Raw genomic sequence first — 19585 nt, forward strand, 5'->3', positions numbered from 1 at the left:
AAGATTGAGTAGGCACGAAAATAGCTCCAATGCACCAAGCCTGTTTCGCAATCGGTTCCTGCAGACGATTTTATTATCAAGTGTACTCCTGCAGATCGGCATCTGGGTACGTAATTTCGCTATTCTCCTATACGTTGCGGATAGAACAAACAATGACCCCTATGCCATTTCGCTAATCAGCGTAGCTGAATTCGCGCCTATTTTTGTTTTTTCTTTCATCGGAGGTACTTTTGCCGACCGTTGGAGGCCGAAGCGAACGATGATTTGGTGCGATTTATTATCCGCGGTATCGGTATTCGTAGTACTTCTGACCATCCATTACGGTTCCTGGCACTCCGTCTACCTTGTCGCCTTCATCTCAGCTATTCTTTCGCAGTTCTCGCAGCCTTCAAGCATGAGATTGTTTAAGTATCATGTGCGGGAAGAACAGCTGCAGCAAGGGATGGCTTTGTTCCAATCGCTGATGGCTATCTTCATGGTGCTTGGCCCTATGCTTGGCACCTTCGTTTACAGCAAGTTTGGCCTTGAAACTTCGATCGCTGTAATGGGCGTGGTATTTCTGCTTTCTGCACTCGTCCTTATTCGGCTGCCCGAGGATAATATGGAACCTCAGACAGCTGCTGTAAAAGGGCAGTTCCGTAAAGATTTCATAGAAGGCTTTCGTTATGTCTGGCAAAGCCAAGTGCTGCGTATGCTTGGACTTGCGTTTATTCTCGCGGGACTCGCTGTTGGCATAGCCCAAGCTCTCAACCTGTTTATTGTAACGGAGCGGCTAGGCAAAAGTGAGGAATTCCTGCAATATCTGCTGATGGTGAATGGTGCAGCCATGCTGATCGGGGGCGGGATCGTAGCCGTATTCGCGAAGCGGGTTCCGCCGCAGCTTCTTCTTGCGATAGGGATGCTGGCAGGCGCGGTTTGTACAGTGATTGTCGGGTATTCGACGAGCGTCCCGGTCACGCTGACTGTTCAATTTCTGAATGGGCTTGTTTTCCCTTGTATTCATATTGGGATCAGCACAATGATTCTGAAATGGTCACATGCTTCCATTGTCGGCCGGGTGAATGGGGTTCTGAATCCGATGTTCGTTGGCATGATGGTCGTTTCCATGTCTTTCGCTGGTGTGTTAAAAGATGCCTTCTCGCTGGGTACGATCTATAGCGGAGCAGGATTATTATTTCTTCTGGGCGCACTGGTCATGTTGCCGATCATGAACCAAAAAGCACCGGATCACGCACATACTGCACAAGAGACATAATATCGAAACCTCTATAAGGTTTAAATGAAGAAGAACCAGCCATCAAAAAGTGGCCGGTTCTTCTTCATTATGGATGGACCTAAGAAGCAGGGGAATCTTGCGGGAATAGCGTTTCAAAATCAAAGAATTGCGGCTTCTTCTTGATAACCTCTATTTCTTCATACTAATCTGAAAAACATCCCCTGCCTCGCCGCCGAAAACAATCATCCCGCCTTTTGGGAGGGCGACTGGCTTATCTTTATTAAAGATAGAGGAGTACACAAGCATTCCTTTCTCATCGTAAACGACGAATCCTCCGGTTGCCGGAGCATTAACGCTCATCATTTTAGCAGCCGAATTGTCACCGATTTTGAACCATACGGCATGACCGTTATCCTCAATCGTGCAGACCGACGTTTTTCCGCCGTAGATCGGATTTACAGCATCCTCACTTAGATAAGACTGCCCATCTATTGTCAAATACTCTTTGTTGTTCACGGTATGGAAGCTCAAATTGAAGGCATCCCTTCCGCTCATAACCGGAATTTCAACGGCATTTACAGCAGTATGCTCATCCACAATTTTAGTGCCTGATGCATAGCCGTTTTCACTATCCACAGTTATATTTTTGACTAAGATGGCAGGGGAGAGATAGAACAGAGAATTGATCTTTTCTCCCAACTCATAGTAATTTTTACCGTTTCTTTTTTCCCATGCGGCTTTGGTTGCCGGCTGCAGAGGATTGGCATCAAGCTTCTGATATTCATAGGTGACCATAATCGTTTGCCCGATTCCAGGGATATCCACATAAGAATTAAGCTTAATATAAGTATTTCCATTCGATTGTTTGTCAAAGCTTATCGTCACATTGCCATCGTTGTTTTTGAATTGTCCTTTGCCCGTATACACATAGGTTTGTGGCGGGATAATCCCCCCGACCAGAGCGGGCAGCTTCATCTCTCCGTTTTTAATCTCCACATCGATCGTTGTGCCAACTGCGCCGTATAATCCAGAATAAGCGAGCTGCTCTTCCGGCATGTTGACCTTCACGGATGATTCAAAGGTTCGATCCGGCAAAACCTCTTTGATCTTGCCTTTGTCCTGCAAATATTCGAGTAGAACGTTAGTTGCAAAAATACTATTGTAGATCGAACTCCCTCCCGATGACAGGACAGCGATTGAAATATTATGCTCAGGCAATGAAGTCAAGGCAGCGTGATACATAATGGTATCCCCGCCTTTGGATAAGGCCTTGATACCGTAATCATCAAACGGGGCCAAGCTGACGGCATCCCAGCCTAAACCATAGTTATAGATGTTTGTCTCCTCAGGTACCCACACGCCATTTTTATATTCAGGATTTTGCATCGCGGTGGATGACTTCTCTGATAAAATATTCGTCCGATTACCAATCAATAAATCTCCGAAAACTGTAAGCTCTTCAGCAGTGGAGTAGAGCCCGCCTGCACCAATGACATTGGCATTCTCAACTGGCAAAGCCTGTTCCATTGTAGGGTAATAGGTTTTCGCCAGTTTTTCTCTGTCAAAAGCACTAAGCGGCGTTTTGGTGGAGAATAATTTCAGCGGCTGGATAACCTTTTGATCCAGAAATTCGGTATAGCTTAAGCCGCTTACTCGTTCCACGAGGATTTCCAGCAGCTGAAATCCATCGTTACAATACACCGAATATTCGCCCGGGTTGGATTTTAAGCGCTCCGATTGAAGCCTCAGCAATAACTCATCATGACTGCGGGTATCATTGTCATCGAACAGCATGCTATTTGCATAATGAGTTCCGTAAAGCCCTGACGAATGATTCATAAGCATGCGTGGTGTAATTTTTTTATATCTTTCATCGGCCATGGTAAAATCCTTGATATACGTGACAAGCGGTTGATCGATATCGAGTTTGCCCACATCAGCCAGCATCATCGCTGCAGCCGTTACATGCATTTTGCTGACGGAGCCGATACCGAACATCGTTTCCTTCGTAATTGGAGCGTTGGTGGCTTTATTATGGACACCCGCGCTGTCCGATAATACAATCGAGCCCGAATCCATAATGGCGTACTGCAAGCCGGTTACTCCATAGTCGGACACTATTTTTGCTGCCAGTTTTTGAGCCTTCTCCTGTACGGTTTCCTTGCTGATTTGTGCTGAAGCCGAACTCATGGGTATGACCACAAGCATAGCTGCCATTACTACAGCAATGATTTTCTTCATGCTAACTTCCTCCTTAGGTTCCTTTACCGGAATTCACCGGGGTTTAATGGTCTGTATTCAGCATACAAGAGAGGAGGCTGGTATATGCAAAAACACCCCGAAACGCCAAAAAACAATCCCTAAACAACAGCTTGTTTAGGGATTGTTCGTTCAAAAGGGCAGCATGACCATATTATGAAAGGTTTTTTGCTTGGTTTCAATAGTCATATGTCCGCCGTATTTATCACAGAGTCTGGCGATATTCGTGAGCCCGATGCCATGATTCTCCGGGTTAGGCTTTTGGCTGCGCAAAGGAACGACTTCATTATCCATATGGTTAAGAATGTGTATGAACAGAGCGGATTCATGGGAAAATATCTTGATCACGACGTAGCGGTCCTCCGCGATTTTCACATGCTTGGAAGCTTCAATCGCATTATCCAGCATATTTCCGAGTACGACACATAAGTCATAGCGATCTATCAATATCTCAGGAGAATACAAGTTCAGCTTCGTATCTATCCGAATGCCATTCGCTTGTCCGATGTTGAGCGTGTTAGTAACGAGGGCGTCTATCACCAAATGGCCTGTATTTACCCGCTGATAAGCGCCTTCGACTTTATTTAACGTCGTTCGGATATGCTCTAATGCTGCCGCTGGCTCATTTCGCTTAATACACTCCTCGATATAGAGAAATTGCTGGTTCGTGTCGTGAATTATTCTTTTGATCGATTTAAAGCTGTGTACAGTCTTTTCATAATTTGCATCCTGGTAGTTCATCTGCTGCTGCAGCTGGGCATTCTCGTGCTTGAACTGGAATTTATCAATAATCGTATCAAAAATGTAGATGATCATCACGTTTATAAAAAGAAATCCAATAGCAGAAAGGAAATAATGGATGTTCATCTCATTGTAATTCGTGAGCACATTCAGCTGGTAGATGCTGATGATAGGGACAAGTATAAATAATATATAGTAACGATAATGCAAAGAGAAGCTTCTGCGTTTCGCAATCAGCCGGATAACCTGAATGACGGCAAACATAATCGTGAAGCTGAGCAGGGTAGCCTTGAATAACAAGTTCTGATTCTGTTCATTTACTGGCTCAAGACTGGTAAGGTCAACCGAATCCAACAGATAAAAAAAATAGATCGAAATAAAATTAACAATAGACATTAACACACCATACAGCACAGTAAAAATGATCTTTGTTTTCAGTTCCACAGTATAGGCTAGCGCCAAACTAAATATGACCACTAAGGCCAGGATCGAAGAAATCACAAAGGATACCGGGACGGAAATATAAACGTAACCAAGCACCCCGAAAATAATAAAGTAAATCCACCGCTTTTGCTTTTGGGCGGATTTGTCGAACACCGAGTTAAAGAAATAAATGATCTGAAGGCACATCACAACCTCAACACACAACCCAAACATCCAGTTGTCCGTAATCATCTCAATGGACCTTCATTATCATAAATTTGGTGTAACAATCTTTAACCTCTTTCAGTTTAGAGCGGCCGATCGGCAGCTCAATCCCACCTGACATAAGCACAACTCCGCTGGCGAACTTCCGCACATGAAGCAGATTAATAATGACGGAACGGTGGATTTGCAGGAAGTTGTTGTCCTTGAGTGCCAGAGCATAATCGGCAAGGATGCCTTTACCTTCATAGGTTTGATTGAGGGTTATAAAATTCAGCTTACTTTTTATGGTTAGGCTTTTAGCCGCTTCGATCGCAATGATATCATCATGCTTCAGCACAATTTCTTCAAAGGCCGACTTGATGATCATAAACTTTTTATCAAGGGCTTGGAAGTATTGGCATAGCTTGATCATTTTCTCCTCTAACACCTGGGGAGTAATAGGTTTGATTAAATACTGGAAGGTCATTACGTCAAAGCTTTCCACCATATATTCCGGGTAGCTTGTCAGAAACACAATTTGTTCATCCAGGTGTTTTAAATTCCGTATTTGGCGGGCAGTCTGAATCCCGTTTATACCACCCATTTCAACATCCAATATTAAAATGTGAAAGGGGGGGGCATTACGCTCATAATGAGATACAAGCTGCTCCCCCGAGCTGAATTCCTCAATTTCAAAATCAATATTCACCTTGATCGACAACGCAATCAGCAAGCCTTTGACAATCTCTCTTTGTTTGTCCTCATCATCGCAAATAGCCACTCGATACATAGTGGATCACCTCTCTTTTCTAATGCCGCTACTCTAGAGCTTGATCTAACTATCATACAAGCTTTTGGGCTTGAATAAATCACTTTTGGATGAACTGCAGATTTAAATCCCTCAAGTGCATGCGAAACCGAAACCTCTCAATTACCTATGTAGCAAAACTGCAGTTTAAAAAGCGCACTGCCAGCAATTGCAGAACGCTTTAAATATTTCAACAGAATTTAACGAAAAGTGATTTGAGTCTTTGCATAGTTTACAAATCGGCTATTTTGAATATGACAAAGCTACTCATATTTACCTGTTGATTTCCGGCAAATGGTAATAATACTGCATTCGTAGTACCTGTATTTGTGAGACGTATTGCATCACCGGCAGTAATTGGAATGATTCCTTGCCCAACCAGATGTACATCATTTGTCGTATTTGTGTTATTTCCAGAAATGGTTATGGATTGTTCAAAATTATTCACTGTGACTACAAAAGCAGCACCTGGTAGAGCATCTCCTTGAATGTACAAAATGTAGTTAACATAATAAAATCCTGATTGTTCTGCTATTGCCGCTCTTGCACCAGCATCGAAAGTAAATCCTCTTTTCGGATCTGATATTAGTGAGGATAATGGTATGGAAACATTTGGAGGTATAACTGTTGGAGCTGTAGATAGTAACACAAGATCTGCAAATGCGCTGGATAAGGTTCCTTGAGGGCCAGTAGATCCTGTTGGGCCTGTTGGTCCAGGTAATCCTTGAGGTCCTGTTGGTCCTGCCGGGCCTGGCACTCCCTGAGGCCCCGTTGAGCCTAGTAGTCCTTTAGGTCCGGCTGAGCCTGATAATCCTGTTGGTCCTGTTGGTCCTTGAGGTCCCGTTGATCCTTGAGATCCCGCTGGTCCTTGAGGTCCCGCTGGTCCTTGAGGTCCCGTTGGTCCTTGAGGTCCCGCTGGTCCTTGAGGTCCCGCTGGCCCATGAGCTCCTGATAATCCTTGAAGTCCCTCGGGACCCTGAGGCCCTGGTACTCCTTGGGGTCCCGGTAATCCTTGAGGTCCTTGGGGTCCCTGAGGTCCCTGAGGTCCCTGAGGTCCCTGAGGTCCTTGTGGACCTGCTATTCGGTTTTTCACACCCATAATATCATCCTCTCTGATCGATATGCCGTTAGTATATATACCCAGAAGTTCATTTGTCTGGGCATATTTAAAATTGGGCCAATAACTGATTTTATAAATGTGAGGTTTATTTACCGTAATTAATCATATTGTGGGATATCACCTTAATTGGGGGCATTCTGATGTGGATAAAATGGTCTAATGATTCAGAACATATTGTTTTATCTAATAAATATAGTTTACAATTTGGTGCGCAGATTCCTCCAAAAATAAAATTTCACTTTGGTTCGTTTGAAACAGAAAGAGAATTGACACTAAGTACCCTATTAACAAAGGATACAATCGTTTTACCTGTATCAATTAAACTCAATTTTATGATTCCTGATACACTTCCTTATGATTTAAGAATAGATGAGAATGGTCTGCATCTTGGCCCGGTAATTGCTATTTTAACTTCGAGAGTAAATGTTTCCCCAGGCATTAGAACTAAGTACCTTGAATACCTGTGGGATTATAAGAATTTAAAAGGATTAATTTACCTTTGTCCCTTAGAGGGGGTTAATCCTGCGAAAACAGGAATAGAAGGTTACTACTACCAACCAGATAAATTAGGAAGCGCAGGAATTTGGAAGAAAGGGGTATTTCCATACCCTGATGTTGTCTATCGCAGGATTGTAGTAAACAGAAATGATAAATACGACCACTTGCTGATTACTGTTGGCCATAAGATCTTTAATCCAAGCTTTTTAGATAAATGGGCAGTGTGGAAGGCTCTTCAGGATAATCCTAAGATAAATCCCCATTTACCTAAAACGGCACTATTGAGAAATGCAAAAGAAGTTATTTGCATGTTAAAAGATTATGGTTCAGTTTACCTTAAACCGGTGAGTGGTTCCTTCGGAAGAGGTATAGTAAAGATCGAATTAACCAACAAGGGTTACCTTTGGAAGCATAAGAATACAAAAAAAAAGTTGAGTCAAAAAAAATTAATAAAGTTATTGTGTTACCAAAAGAGGCGGCGGACTTACTTATTTCAGCAGTCAGTAAGTTTGAAAGTCCATAATAAACACGTCGACTTTCGAGTTATAATGCAGAAAAACAATACACAAACCTGGAACTGTACTGGCATTATTGCTAGATATGGTATGAAAGGAAAGCATTACACCAACGATGTAAGTGCGCTAAAATTAGGAGTGGATGGTTTGAAAAATGCATTAAATTTAAACGATCTACAGATTAAACTCAAGACTCAGGAGATTCTGTCTTTATGTACTTTAGTTTGCGAAAACCTGGATAAGTTACATGGACCCTATGCGGATTTAGGTTTAGATGTGGCAATTGATACTAATTATAAGGTGTGGTTACTTGAGATCAATTTTAGGCATATGCATAACATTGCTGCACTAGTTGGCCAACAGAGTAGTATGTATAGTAAGGTAATAACACGCCCGTTAGAATTTGCAAAAGCATTTGCTGGATACAGCACTCCATAAACATAGTTTATTTCGGACAACGTTTTTTTGCTTTATCAACTTAATCTATCATTAGATTACCGGTTTATTCTAACCGGTTTTTTTACGTACAGTAAGAACTAACGATGATACCCGAGTTAGAGTTTCACTCTTTAAAGATATGGGTATATAAGCTATATTTTCGAAATATAACCGCAAGCAAGCCACAAGTTGGGAAGTGAGAGGCGTCATGGATTCTGCAGTCAACATCCTGCTCGTAGACGATCACCCGGAAAACTTGGTTGCCATTGAGGCCGTTCTCAGCGGAGAACCTTATCGTCTGGTTCGGGCATATTCCGGTATTGAGGCTTTGCGCTGTTTATTGGAAGAGGAGTTTGCCGTCATTGTCATGGATGTGCAAATGCCGGAAATGGACGGGTTAGAGACAGCCAGCATCATCCGGACCCGGGAGAAAACCAAATTCGTCCCCATCATCTTTATGACAGCCACCAGCAATAAAATGGAGCATATCTTCGCAGGCTATTCCGTTGGTGCTATGGATTATATGACGAAACCCTTCGTTCCGCAAATTTTAAAATCCAAAATCGAGGGTTACGTCAGTATGTACGAAGCTAACAAAACCCTTCAGATCCAAAGTGAAATGTTGAAGAAACAAACGAGGCAGTTAGAGAAAACCAATCAGGAGCTGGTCCAAGCCAAGGAAACGGCGGAGATCGCTTCCCGTGTGAAATCAGAATTTCTGGCCATGATGAGCCATGAAATCCGGACTCCGCTAAATGGGATCATAGGCATGTCTGATCTGCTTTTTGCCTCCGATTTGCCGGAAGAATATTCAGAGATGGCAGGGATCATTCATACAAGCAGCAATGCTCTGCTTTCTGTCATTAACCATGTCCTCGACTTTTCAAAAATCGAATCCGGAAAAATGGAATTGGAGGAGGAACCGTTCTCTCTTCAACACTGCCTGATTGAAACGATTGATTTGTTTACAGCCAAAATCAGGGAACGAAATCTGGAAGTGGTGGTGCTGGTTGACCCTTCGCTGCCGCCATGTATAAAAGGGGACATGCATCGCCTCCGTCAGGTGTTGAATAATCTGGTGGGTAATGCCGTAAAGTTTACGCATGAAGGCAGTGTATACATAATGGTAAACAAGCTCGCGGAGACGGAGAATTCGCTAACGCTTGAGTTTATGATTAAAGATTCCGGGATCGGAATCCCTTCAGATAAGATAAACGAACTGTTTCAGCCCTTCTCCCAGTTGGATGCCTCAACTACACGTAAGTTCGGAGGCACGGGGCTCGGATTATCGATCAGCAAATCCTTGGTTGAACTAATGGGCGGCACGATCCGGGTAGAACCGTCGAATGAACCCGGCGCAACGTTCATTTTTACAATTGCAGTCAAGACGCTCATGAGCCCAGTTCAACCTCCAGACGAGTCAGATCGGAAGCTGCTGCATACGGATGCTACAACCCACAGCCATACGCCGGCTCCGATTCGTGTCTTGGTGGGAGAAGACGACAACGTAAGCCGGAGGCTAATGAAACAAATACTGGAAGCACTCGGCTTCTTTGCCGATTTGGCGGAGAACGGCACAGAGGTACTGGCAGCTTTGGAACAAACGCCTTACGATCTGCTTTTCCTCGATCTCCGAATTCCCTTTAAAGAGGGCTGGGAGACTGTACAAGAAATCAAAACGAAAGTTATAGACAAGCAAACTGTGATCATTGCCATGACGGCTAACGTTTCTAAGGAAACGATGCAGCGGTGTTTGTCCTCGGGCATGGACGATTTTATCGCCAAGCCTGTTCGATCAGAAGATATAAAACAGGTCATTCAAAAATATGTGATGAAAAAGGGGCAGTGTTGAGTTTATGAGCAATCAAGACCAAATCAACGAAACGAGCGACGATCAAATTGGCGTCGGCGAACTGCTCAACGCCTTAATGGCGATGAAGAAAGGCAACTTCTCCTACAGGATGCCCTATGACCGTACGGGTATGGCTGGAAAGGTAGCGGATACGTTTAACGAGATCATGGATATTCAGGAAGCTCTGGTGTCTGAAGTCCAGACAGTAGCCAAGGTTGTCGGAAAAGAAGGGAATCTTTCGAGAAGGTTTGTGCAGAAGAATCTGGGTGGATCATGGGAAACAATTACTGATTCGTTAAATGGTCTGGTCATCGACTTGATTCAACCGACGAGTGAGATGGTCCGGGTTATTAACGCCGTAGCCAAAGGCGATCTGTCCCAGAAGGTGGAACTTGAAATCGAAGGACGAGCTCTTACCGGTGAATTCCAGAGAACGGCAAGCAACATTAATATGATGGTGAATCAGCTCAGCACCTTTGCCTCCGAGGTTACTCGTGTGGCGCGCGAGGTTGGTACGGAAGGGATCTTGGGCGGCCAGGCAGACGTCAAAGGGGTGTCGGGCACCTGGAAAGATCTTACGGACAGCGTGAATTATATGGCGACAAACCTCACGGATCAAGTGCGTAATATCGCGGCGGTAACCACTGCCGTCGCCAACGGTGATCTGTCGAAGCAAATCACGGTTAATGCCCGCGGAGAGATTCTCGAACTCAAGAATACGATTAACACGATGGTGGACCAGTTGTCCATGTTCTCCTCCGAGGTTACTCGTGTGGCGCGGGAGGTTGGCACAGAGGGCAAACTCGGCGGGCAGGCAGACGTTAAAGGCGTATCCGGTACTTGGAGAGATCTAACCGAAAGCGTTAACTACATGGCGTCCAATCTGACCAACCAAGTGCGCAACATCGCAGTTGTTACGACTGCGGTCGCAAATGGCGACCTGTCGAAGAAGATTACCGCTGATGTGCAAGGCGAAATTCTGGAGCTTAAGAACACCATCAACACGATGGTGGATCAATTGTCCACCTTTGCTTCCGAGGTTACCCGGATGGCGCGCGAGGTCGGTACGGAAGGGATACTCGGCGGGCAGGCGGATGTTAAAGGCGTATCCGGCACTTGGCGGGATTTAACGGAAAGCGTTAACTACATGGCTTCTAACTTAACTAACCAGGTGCGTAACATTGCGGAAGTGACCACCGCCGTTGCCAAGGGCGATTTGTCGAAGACAATTACCGTTGATGCAAAAGGCGAGATCCTCGAATTGAAAAGCACAATCAACATCATGGTGGACCAGCTCAGCAACTTTGCCTCTGAGGTTACCCGTGTGGCGCGGGAGGTTTCAACAGAAGGAATCCTGGGCGGGCAAGCGGATGTTAAAGGGGTGTCTGGCACTTGGAAGGATTTAACTGACAGCGTTAACTTTATGGCTGGTACGCTGACCGATCAGGTGCGCAATATCGCCGAAGTGACGACTGCGGTTGCGAAAGGGGATCTATCCAAACAGATCACGGTTAATGCGAAAGGCGAAATCCTTGAGCTTAAGAACACAATTAACACGATGGTGGAGCAGCTTTCCACCTTCGCTTCCGAGGTTACACGGGTGGCGCGCGAGGTTGGTACCGAGGGCATGCTGGGTGGACAAGCCCAAGTTAAAGGTGTAGCAGGGACATGGCGAGATTTGACCGAGAGTGTAAACTATATGGCTTCGAACTTGACCAACCAAGTGCGCAACATCGCCGTCGTGACGACGGCCGTCGCAAACGGAGACCTGTCTAAGAAAATCACGGCGGATGTCCAAGGCGAAATCCTCGAGCTCAAAAATACCATCAATACGATGGTGGACCAACTCTCGATGTTCTCCTCCGAGGTTACGCGGGTGGCGCGTGAGGTAGGTACGGACGGGAAGCTGGGCGGACAAGCACAGGTTAAAGGGGTTGGAGGGACCTGGAAGGATTTGACTGAAAGCGTTAATAACATGGCCAGGAATCTGACGGACCAGGTGCGGAATATCGCGGACGTTACGACGGCGGTAGCAAAGGGTGACCTGTCCAAGAAAATCACCGTAGATGTCAAAGGCGAAATTCTTGAACTCAAAAATACGATTAACACAATGGTGGACCAGCTCTCGACCTTCGCCTCCGAGGTTACACGCGTAGCGCGCGAGGTTGGCACAGATGGAAAACTTGGCGCGCAAGCGGAAGTTAAGGATGTTTCCGGTACGTGGAAAGATTTGACCGATACGGTTAACTATATGGCCAGTAACTTGACCATTCAGATGCGCAACATTGCCGGTGTTACAACGGCAGTTGCGAACGGGGATCTGTCCAAGAAAATCACCGTCGACGTAAAAGGTGAACTATTGGAACTGAAGAACACGATAAACACGATGGTGGACCAACTAAATTCGTTCGCCTCCGAGGTTACGCGGGTGGCGCGGGAGGTCGGTACGGACGGCAAGCTGGGCGGACAAGCTCAAGTGCGCGGCGTCGGCGGAATCTGGAAAGACCTCACCGATAACGTTAACATCATGGCGACCAATCTGACGGATCAGGTGCGCGGGATTGCCAAGGTCGTGACCGCAGTTGCAAACGGCAACCTGAAGCAAAAACTGACTGTTGAAGCCAAAGGCGAAATTGCCGAACTGACGGATACCATCAACAATATGATCGAGACGCTGGCCACCTTCGCCGACCAGGTGACTACCGTAGCGCGGGAGGTAGGTGCCGAAGGGAAACTGGGCGGACAAGCGAACGTGCCTGGCGCCGCCGGTACTTGGCGCGATCTCACCGACAATGTTAACTACATGGCGAGTACGCTTACCACTCAGGTACGTGCGATCACCAATGTCGCAACAGCGGTGACGAACGGTGATCTGTCACGTGCCATCGACGTATCCGCATCCGGAGAAGTCGCAACGCTGAAAGACAACATAAACGAAATGATTCGAAACCTGAAGGAAACAACCCGGATCAATACGGAGCAGGACTGGCTCAAAACCAACCTGGCCAAATTCTCACGGCTGCTACAAGGACAAAGAGACTTGTATGCGGTCAGCCGTATGATCCTGTCTGAGCTGGCTCCGCTCGTGTCCATGCAGCATGGTGTCTTCTACATTAATGAACCGTTTAACGGCGAGCCGGTGCTGAAGCTGTTTGCCAGCTATGCTTACCAAAGCCGCAAACATTTGGCGAACGAATTCCGGGCCGGGCAAGGGTTGGTCGGCCAGTGCCTGATCGAGAAACAGCGGATCCTGCTCACTAACGTGCCAGGTGACTATGTCGTGATATCGTCCGCTTTGGGAGAAGCTGCACCTCTCAACATCATTTTGCTGCCGATCATATTCGAAGATCAGGTGCTGGCGATTCTGGAACTTGCTTCTTTCCGCCCATATAGTGATATCGACATCGCCTTCTTGGATCAGCTTACGGAATCCATCGGAATCGTGATTAACACGATGCAGGCGAACCAACGTACGGAGGAGCTGTTGATCCAATCACAGTCACTCACCGAAGAGCTCCAAAAACAGCAGATGGAGCTGCGGAATACGAACGACGAACTCGAGGATAAAGCAAAGTTGCTTGTGCTGCAAAAGGCGGAAGTGGAAAGCAAAAATCATGAGGTAGAGGTCGCCAAACGATATCTGGAAGAGAAAGCGGAGCAGCTTGCCCTCACGTCCAAGTACAAATCTGAATTTCTAGCCAACATGTCGCATGAACTTCGTACCCCGCTGAACTCCTTGCTGCTCTTGGCAGAACAGCTTGCCGAGAACCCGGAGGACAATCTTCACGAGATTCAGGTGAAGTTCGCGAAAACCATTCAGGACTCTGGACTCGAATTACTTAATCTTATTAACGATATTCTCGATCTGTCCAAAATCGAATCAGGCACAATCACGCCAGATTACAGCGATGTATCTTTGGCCGAACTGACAGACGGGCTCGACCGTACTTTCCGCCATATGGTGGACGCTAAGAAGCTTGACTACAGAATCAAAATTGATCCCGGTGTTCCGGCAAGCTTAGTGACGGACTTCAAGCGGCTTCAGCAAATTTTGAAAAACTTGCTTTCGAACGCCTTTAAGTTCACGGAGCAAGGGCAGATTATGCTTCAGATCCGGAAAGCAAGCGAGGGCTGGCACCAAGAAAATGAATCGCTGAATCGCGCCAAAACGGTCATTTGCTTCTCCGTCAGCGACACAGGAATCGGCATCCCTCATGAGAAACAGCAGATCATTTTCGAAGCCTTCCAGCAGGCGGACGGCAGCACGAACCGGGAATATGGCGGAACGGGCTTGGGACTTGCAATATCCCGGGAAATTGCCGAGATGCTGGGTGGAGAAATCACTCTGTACAGTGAAGTGACCAAGGGAAGCGTATTTAATTTGTACCTGCCAACTGAAGCGGAATTCACGGAACCGGAGATCAAGAGGATACATGTACCAGAGGTGATTGATATCACCCCGCCCAAACGCAGAAGCAACCTAGGCAGAGCGGCGGAAGACACTTTGATTGACGACCGGGATAACATTGAGCCGGGTGACCGTGTATTCCTGATTGTGGAGGATGATCAGAAGTTCAATGAAATTATTCTCGATCTCCTCCATAAAAAAGGAATCAAAGCTGTCATTACGGCCAGCGGCTGGGATGTCCTGGAACTCGTTCAAAGGTACCATCCGATCGCCATAACGTTGGATCTGCATCTTGGTGGGGATACAAACGGTTGGCTGGTACTCGATCAGCTGAAAAACGATATCCAGGTGCGGCATATTCCGATTTGCGTCATGACCGTTGACGAGGACGAGGTGCTTCTGCTGCAGAAGGGTGCTCACGATTATTTCCGGAAACCGGTGACTAACGAAGAGCTGGAGAATGCTTTGGATCGTCTGAACCAATTTGCGGACAAGAAGGTTCAAAACCTGTTGGTGATCATCCATGATGAGCAGGAGCGCAAGCAAATTGTCGACCTGCTAAGCAATCAGGATCTCAAGATCACGGCAGTGGACACGGGGCGCAAAGCGTTGAACCAGATCAACACAAAAGATTTTGATTGTGTCGTGCTGGACAACAGCTTGCCGGATATGAATCTTATCCGGTTCGCCCGAGATATGTACAAAAATGCCAAAAACAAAAGAGTTCCCGTCGTAGCCCGCCTGAGTAAGAAGTTGACGCCGGCGGAGGAGAACGAGTGGGATGAGTTAGTCAAAATGGTGGTTCTCAAAGAGGTGAAGTCGAATCTCCAATTGATTGATGAAACGACTCTCTTCCTGCACAGTAAGGCGGAGAACCTTCCGTCCGGCTCAAGGGAAAAGCTGGTCAAGCTGCATAATTCGGATGAAATGATCGAGTATAAGAAAGTGCTTGTGGTGGATGATGATATCCGTAACATTTTTGCACTCACGTCAATTTTGGAACGCCATCAAATGAAAGTCATTCCTGCGGAGAACGGCCAGGATGCCATTAACCTTCTGGAACAGAGTCCGGACATCGAAATCGTGCTGATGGATATCATGATGCCGGGAATGGACGGTTACGAAACAACCCGCGCTATCCGGCAGAAAGAGAAATTCAAGAACCTGCCCATTCTTGCACTCACGGCGAAAGCCATGAAGGGAGACCGGGAGCTGTGCCTCGAAGCCGGCTGTTCGGATTACATCACCAAACCGGTTAACAGCGCGCAGTTGTTATCTATGATGCGCACATGGTTAGACCAATAACCCATACGTTCGATAAGAAAGCCCTCGTCCTAAAGACGGGGGCTTTTAGACTGCCAAAATAGTATCAAACAGTCTTTTTATCGCAGCAGATCACCTACGGCCCGATCTGTGCCGCACATGACAGGAAGCAGGGATAATATGTATACGCATCAGACGATCAGAGGCTATATCGCCGTCTTTCGGGGATTTATAGTTCAATAAAAATGAAGAATACCGTTCAGTTACTGGGAAGATTAATTCTTGAGATTAATGTCGATACTACCCCTTAATGCGTTTTTTGAGAAGGACCGACAAATAGCACAAACCACTCGCTCGTAATATCATAGCGTGTAGTTCCGCGCAAACTATATTAGTAATAAAGAGGAGCAAAAGTATGGGAAATTTGAGTATTAAGAAAATGGAACAAACAGTAAAAAAAGCAGGATCTGATCTAGGTAATGCTACTAATACAATAATAAATAATACTGTTAGTGATATCCGAAATATTCTTTCAAACCTCGGTGATTGTGCCTCTGCAATAGATAATATTAGACTTCGGGCAACACATAGGGCTATTCAGTATCATACTTCGGTGGCTAGAATATTAAAAGAAACAGAAGTGTATCCAGTTGAACTTATCGAGCGAATTTACAATAGTATTGCTGATTTACTTAAGATTCCCGACTCAGAAGTTGAAATACGGTTATACCATCTAATTAATCCTGGGCCGGCCGTTTGGGAAAGTCAACCACGTGACATGCAAGTAATTGATCCAGATACAATTTCTTTACCTCAGGATCGGGTTCCGTTTGTCTTCATCCATGGAGTAGAAAATCAAGGGGAGACGGATGCTTTTGAATTTTATAAGAAATTCGAGAAGTCAGCTTGGATGTATAACCATAATGTTCCGGGAGTTGATTATTCATCTGTTGATATATACATTGTGAGTTACGATGCCAAAATTTCAAACGAAAATCACCAAATTATTAAGTCAGCATTTGAATCTGCAGGGGTCATCGTAGATGGTGACGCTCCTGGTATGTTTGCAGCTGTCATGTGGAAAGAATGGGTACGTCGCGCTCGATTAACAAGTGATAAAATCATGCCCTTTTTGAACAAAATGAAATATTTACCTCACAATTATAGAGGTTTAGCTGTTACCCATTCATTAGGTTGCGAGGTTATGGCAAATGCAGGTCATCGACTAATAGAAAATGATCCGGATCTCGAACCTGCCTTCATCAGATGGTGGTGCATGGCTGCTGCATTACCCTCCGATGCTTTCTCGAACACGGGATTATACCCATCAGCCCCAAGGATTGCAATGAATTATCCATTAGAGAAACCTGGCACTACAGTCTGGTTTTCCGCATCAGACTCTTTGTTATCAACTCTGTATTTCATCGCAAACGATCATTTCGCTATGGGACAGACTGGTGCACATATGATTGATCAATATGCACATTATATTAATAATGATGTAACTCTTTGTGTTTTGGAAGCCCATATGACTGACACATATTTCCCTAGGTTAGGCACTACTATTAGAAAATATTTAGGCACTCAAATATGGTCAGAAGATCCGAACTCAGATTGTGCACTTGAAGATATATTTCGAAGAGATTAAATATCTTCAGTAAACGATTTAAATATTGAGTGAAATCAAAATAAAATCTGGATCAACCAGACGAATGAGTGAATCGCATAAATTTCTATTAAGCCTTATCACACAGCTTAATATTCTTTGCTATAATGAAATACACATAATTGAAGTTAAAAAAGAATTGGACTAGGGGTGAATTTGATGTTTTGGACTCCATTATTTGAAAACGACGTACCAGTAGCACACTTCTGCTCTTAGTGGAGTGAGTGTGATTACTTCTCTCCGTTAGGGGCATTTTCGACCTAATTAATAAACGGAGGGTATAAAAGATGAAAAACACCTTATTAGGTTCTTTATATTTAACTTTAGCTTCCATGATCTGGGGCGGTATGTACGTTGTTGTTAAAATTGTAGTATCGGTCATACCTCCATTAGAACTTGTATGGATGAGATATGTAGTAGCCATTGTTGCACTTCTCGTAATCGGCTTCATCACACGACAAAACTGGCGAATTGAGAAACGTTATTTTTTCTTAATCGTTGCTATTGGGCTCATCGGTAATACCATTTCAATTGTCGCTCAGGAAACTGGCACCATGTTATCCACAGCACAAATGGGAGCCATTATAACTTCTTCAACACCAGCATTCATGGTTGTTTTTGCTCGTCTTATCCTTAAAGAACAGTTGACCTTAAAAAAGGGAATCTCTGTTTTATTAGCGACAATTGGGGTGCTTTTCATTGTTGGAATTGGGGATATGAATTTATCCAGTACACTTGGAGGTATTGCCCTGCTTATTGCCGCATTAACATGGGCCCTCATGTCTGTACTTGTAAAACGTTTGCCAAGTGATTATTCACAAATTGTGGTAACCACCTATTCCATCTTAGTAGCCCTAATCGTGTTGACTCCTTTCGTTTTGCCACGGTTACACGAAATAAATATCTCTCAACTGACTCACCCGACTATTTGGGGAGGACTTTTATATTTGGGTATTGTTTCAACAGCAGGCGGATTTCTACTTTGGAATCGTGGATTACAAATGCTTAATGCCTCAAGTGGAGGAATATTTTTCTTCTTTCAACCCCTGGTTGGAACATTACTTGGATGGCTTGTTCTAGGAGAGAACATAGGTGTAGCGTTTTGGATCGGCTCTATCCTAATTCTCACAGGTGTTCTTTTCGTTATCAACGAGAAAAAATAGTATTTAGGAAACTCCATTCGAATGTATGAAATGCACTCTTGAGAATAGACATTGGAATAACCCCCTGGTTAACCAATGAAGTGAGAAGATTATTCGCTGATATGTACTTGCAGCCACTGTTGATATCTCTCCCCATATAATTGCCGGTATGCCCTCAAGTTTAAATTCCTGCTTCATCATTTTGTGGAAGTTGAATACACTTATCCCATCGCCGAGTGAATTCAGGAGATATTCCTGAAATTGCTCGGTTTTTTCATAGAAAGATGCTACATTCAACAGTATAATAGTTTCTGTTATTCAAGTTATATTTATGGAGGAAAATGGATCATGAAATACGATTGTTTAATTGTTGATGATGAAGAAGCGCTGTCAACAAGCACCTGTAAATACTTTAATATGCTTGGCGTGAAGACCTATTGGGTAGCTGATGAACAGGCATGCTTTGATTTTTTCTCTCAAAACAAGGCCGATTTGATCCTGCTGGATATTAATTTAGGGCAGCAATCCTCCGGATTTGAAATATGCAAAAAACTGAGAAAAACCACCAACATCCCTATATTGTTTATAAGTGCACGGACCAGTGATGATGATGTACTGCTTGCACTAAATATCGGTGGAGACGACTATATCCAAAAACCGTATGCACTCAGTATTATTTTGGCTAAAGTAAAAACGGTATTGAAAAGATATGGAGGCGATGTTGATGTTTTAAGCTTTGGCAGCTTTACAATGGATCTGATCTCAGAAAAGTTGATGAATGATGGCTGCGAGATTAAATTGAAGGCTATGGAATATAAGCTGCTGTCCTACTTAATCCAGAACAAAAATCGCCCTCTCGCTAAAGAGGTGTTGTTCTCTAACGTCTGGAATGACGCAATCACCAGTGACGGAACCTTAAATGTCCATATCCGCAAACTGCGTGAAAAAATTGAAGAAAACCCTAATGAGCCGCGTTATATTAAGACGATTTGGGGGACCGGTTATGTATTTGAGACCGATTAGGGGTGAAAG

At 44.8% G+C, this 19585-nt stretch carries 12 protein-coding genes; 8 read left to right on the forward strand and 4 right to left on the reverse strand.

Annotation, left to right across the window (positions count from 1 at the left end):
- Nucleotides 1–4: 4 nt before the first annotated feature.
- Complete coding sequence (locus tag MHI45_RS01065) at nucleotides 5–1255, forward strand: MFS transporter (protein WP_076112870.1); 1251 nt, start codon at nucleotides 5–7, stop codon at nucleotides 1253–1255.
- A 150-nt stretch (nucleotides 1256–1405) separates the two neighbouring features.
- Here the strand turns inward: MHI45_RS01065 and MHI45_RS01070 are convergent, their stop codons facing one another.
- From MHI45_RS01070 to MHI45_RS01085, 4 genes are all read right to left on the reverse strand, one after another.
- Nucleotides 1406–3457, reverse strand: a complete 2052-nt coding sequence (locus MHI45_RS01070; protein WP_341118828.1) for a serine hydrolase domain-containing protein — start codon at nucleotides 3455–3457, stop codon at nucleotides 1406–1408.
- Nucleotides 3458–3607: 150 nt separating this feature from the next.
- Nucleotides 3608–4891 carry an ATP-binding protein gene (locus tag MHI45_RS01075; RefSeq protein WP_341118829.1) on the reverse strand — a complete coding sequence of 428 codons (1284 nt, stop codon included), beginning with the start codon at nucleotides 4889–4891 and terminating at the stop codon, nucleotides 3608–3610.
- A gap of 1 nt (nucleotide 4892) precedes the next feature.
- Nucleotides 4893–5633 carry a LytR/AlgR family response regulator transcription factor gene (locus MHI45_RS01080; RefSeq protein WP_076112867.1) on the reverse strand — a complete coding sequence of 247 codons (741 nt, stop codon included), beginning with the start codon at nucleotides 5631–5633 and terminating at the stop codon, nucleotides 4893–4895.
- 250 nt (nucleotides 5634–5883) lie between these two features.
- Complete coding sequence (locus MHI45_RS01085; protein ID WP_218642537.1) at nucleotides 5884–6408, reverse strand: hypothetical protein; 525 nt, start codon at nucleotides 6406–6408, stop codon at nucleotides 5884–5886.
- Nucleotides 6409–6494: 86 nt separating this feature from the next.
- On the opposite strand from MHI45_RS01085, the gene MHI45_RS01090 reads away from it, so the two are divergent.
- The 7 genes from MHI45_RS01090 (at nucleotide 6495) to MHI45_RS01120 (ending at nucleotide 19576) form a co-directional block, all read left to right on the forward strand.
- A complete protein-coding gene (locus MHI45_RS01090) occupies nucleotides 6495–6752 on the forward strand; it encodes a hypothetical protein (RefSeq protein ID WP_218642536.1) in 258 nt (85 codons plus the stop codon).
- A gap of 159 nt (nucleotides 6753–6911) precedes the next feature.
- On the forward strand, nucleotides 6912–8222 hold the full coding sequence (locus MHI45_RS01095; RefSeq protein ID WP_076112865.1) for a YheC/YheD family endospore coat-associated protein: 1311 nt from the start codon (nucleotides 6912–6914) through the stop codon (nucleotides 8220–8222).
- 208 nt (nucleotides 8223–8430) lie between these two features.
- A complete protein-coding gene (locus MHI45_RS01100; protein WP_076112864.1) occupies nucleotides 8431–10074 on the forward strand; it encodes a response regulator in 1644 nt (547 codons plus the stop codon).
- Between the two features lie 4 nt (nucleotides 10075–10078).
- Entirely contained in the window at nucleotides 10079–15787 is a 5709-nt protein-coding gene (locus tag MHI45_RS01105; RefSeq protein WP_076112863.1) for a HAMP domain-containing protein, read from the forward strand.
- Between the two features lie 373 nt (nucleotides 15788–16160).
- Nucleotides 16161–17393 (forward strand): hypothetical protein, encoded by a 1233-nt coding sequence (locus MHI45_RS01110; RefSeq protein WP_076112862.1) that lies wholly within the window; start codon nucleotides 16161–16163, stop codon nucleotides 17391–17393.
- Nucleotides 17394–17698: 305 nt separating this feature from the next.
- On the forward strand, nucleotides 17699–18574 hold the full coding sequence (locus tag MHI45_RS01115; RefSeq protein WP_076113950.1) for a DMT family transporter: 876 nt from the start codon (nucleotides 17699–17701) through the stop codon (nucleotides 18572–18574).
- Nucleotides 18575–18901: 327 nt separating this feature from the next.
- Complete coding sequence (locus tag MHI45_RS01120; protein WP_076113949.1) at nucleotides 18902–19576, forward strand: response regulator transcription factor; 675 nt, start codon at nucleotides 18902–18904, stop codon at nucleotides 19574–19576.
- Nucleotides 19577–19585: the final 9 nt, after the last annotated feature.

This window comes from Paenibacillus sp. FSL H3-0321 (assembly GCF_038002865.1).
In the GTDB taxonomy this organism is placed as follows: Bacteria; Bacillota; Bacilli; order Paenibacillales; family Paenibacillaceae; genus Paenibacillus_AQ.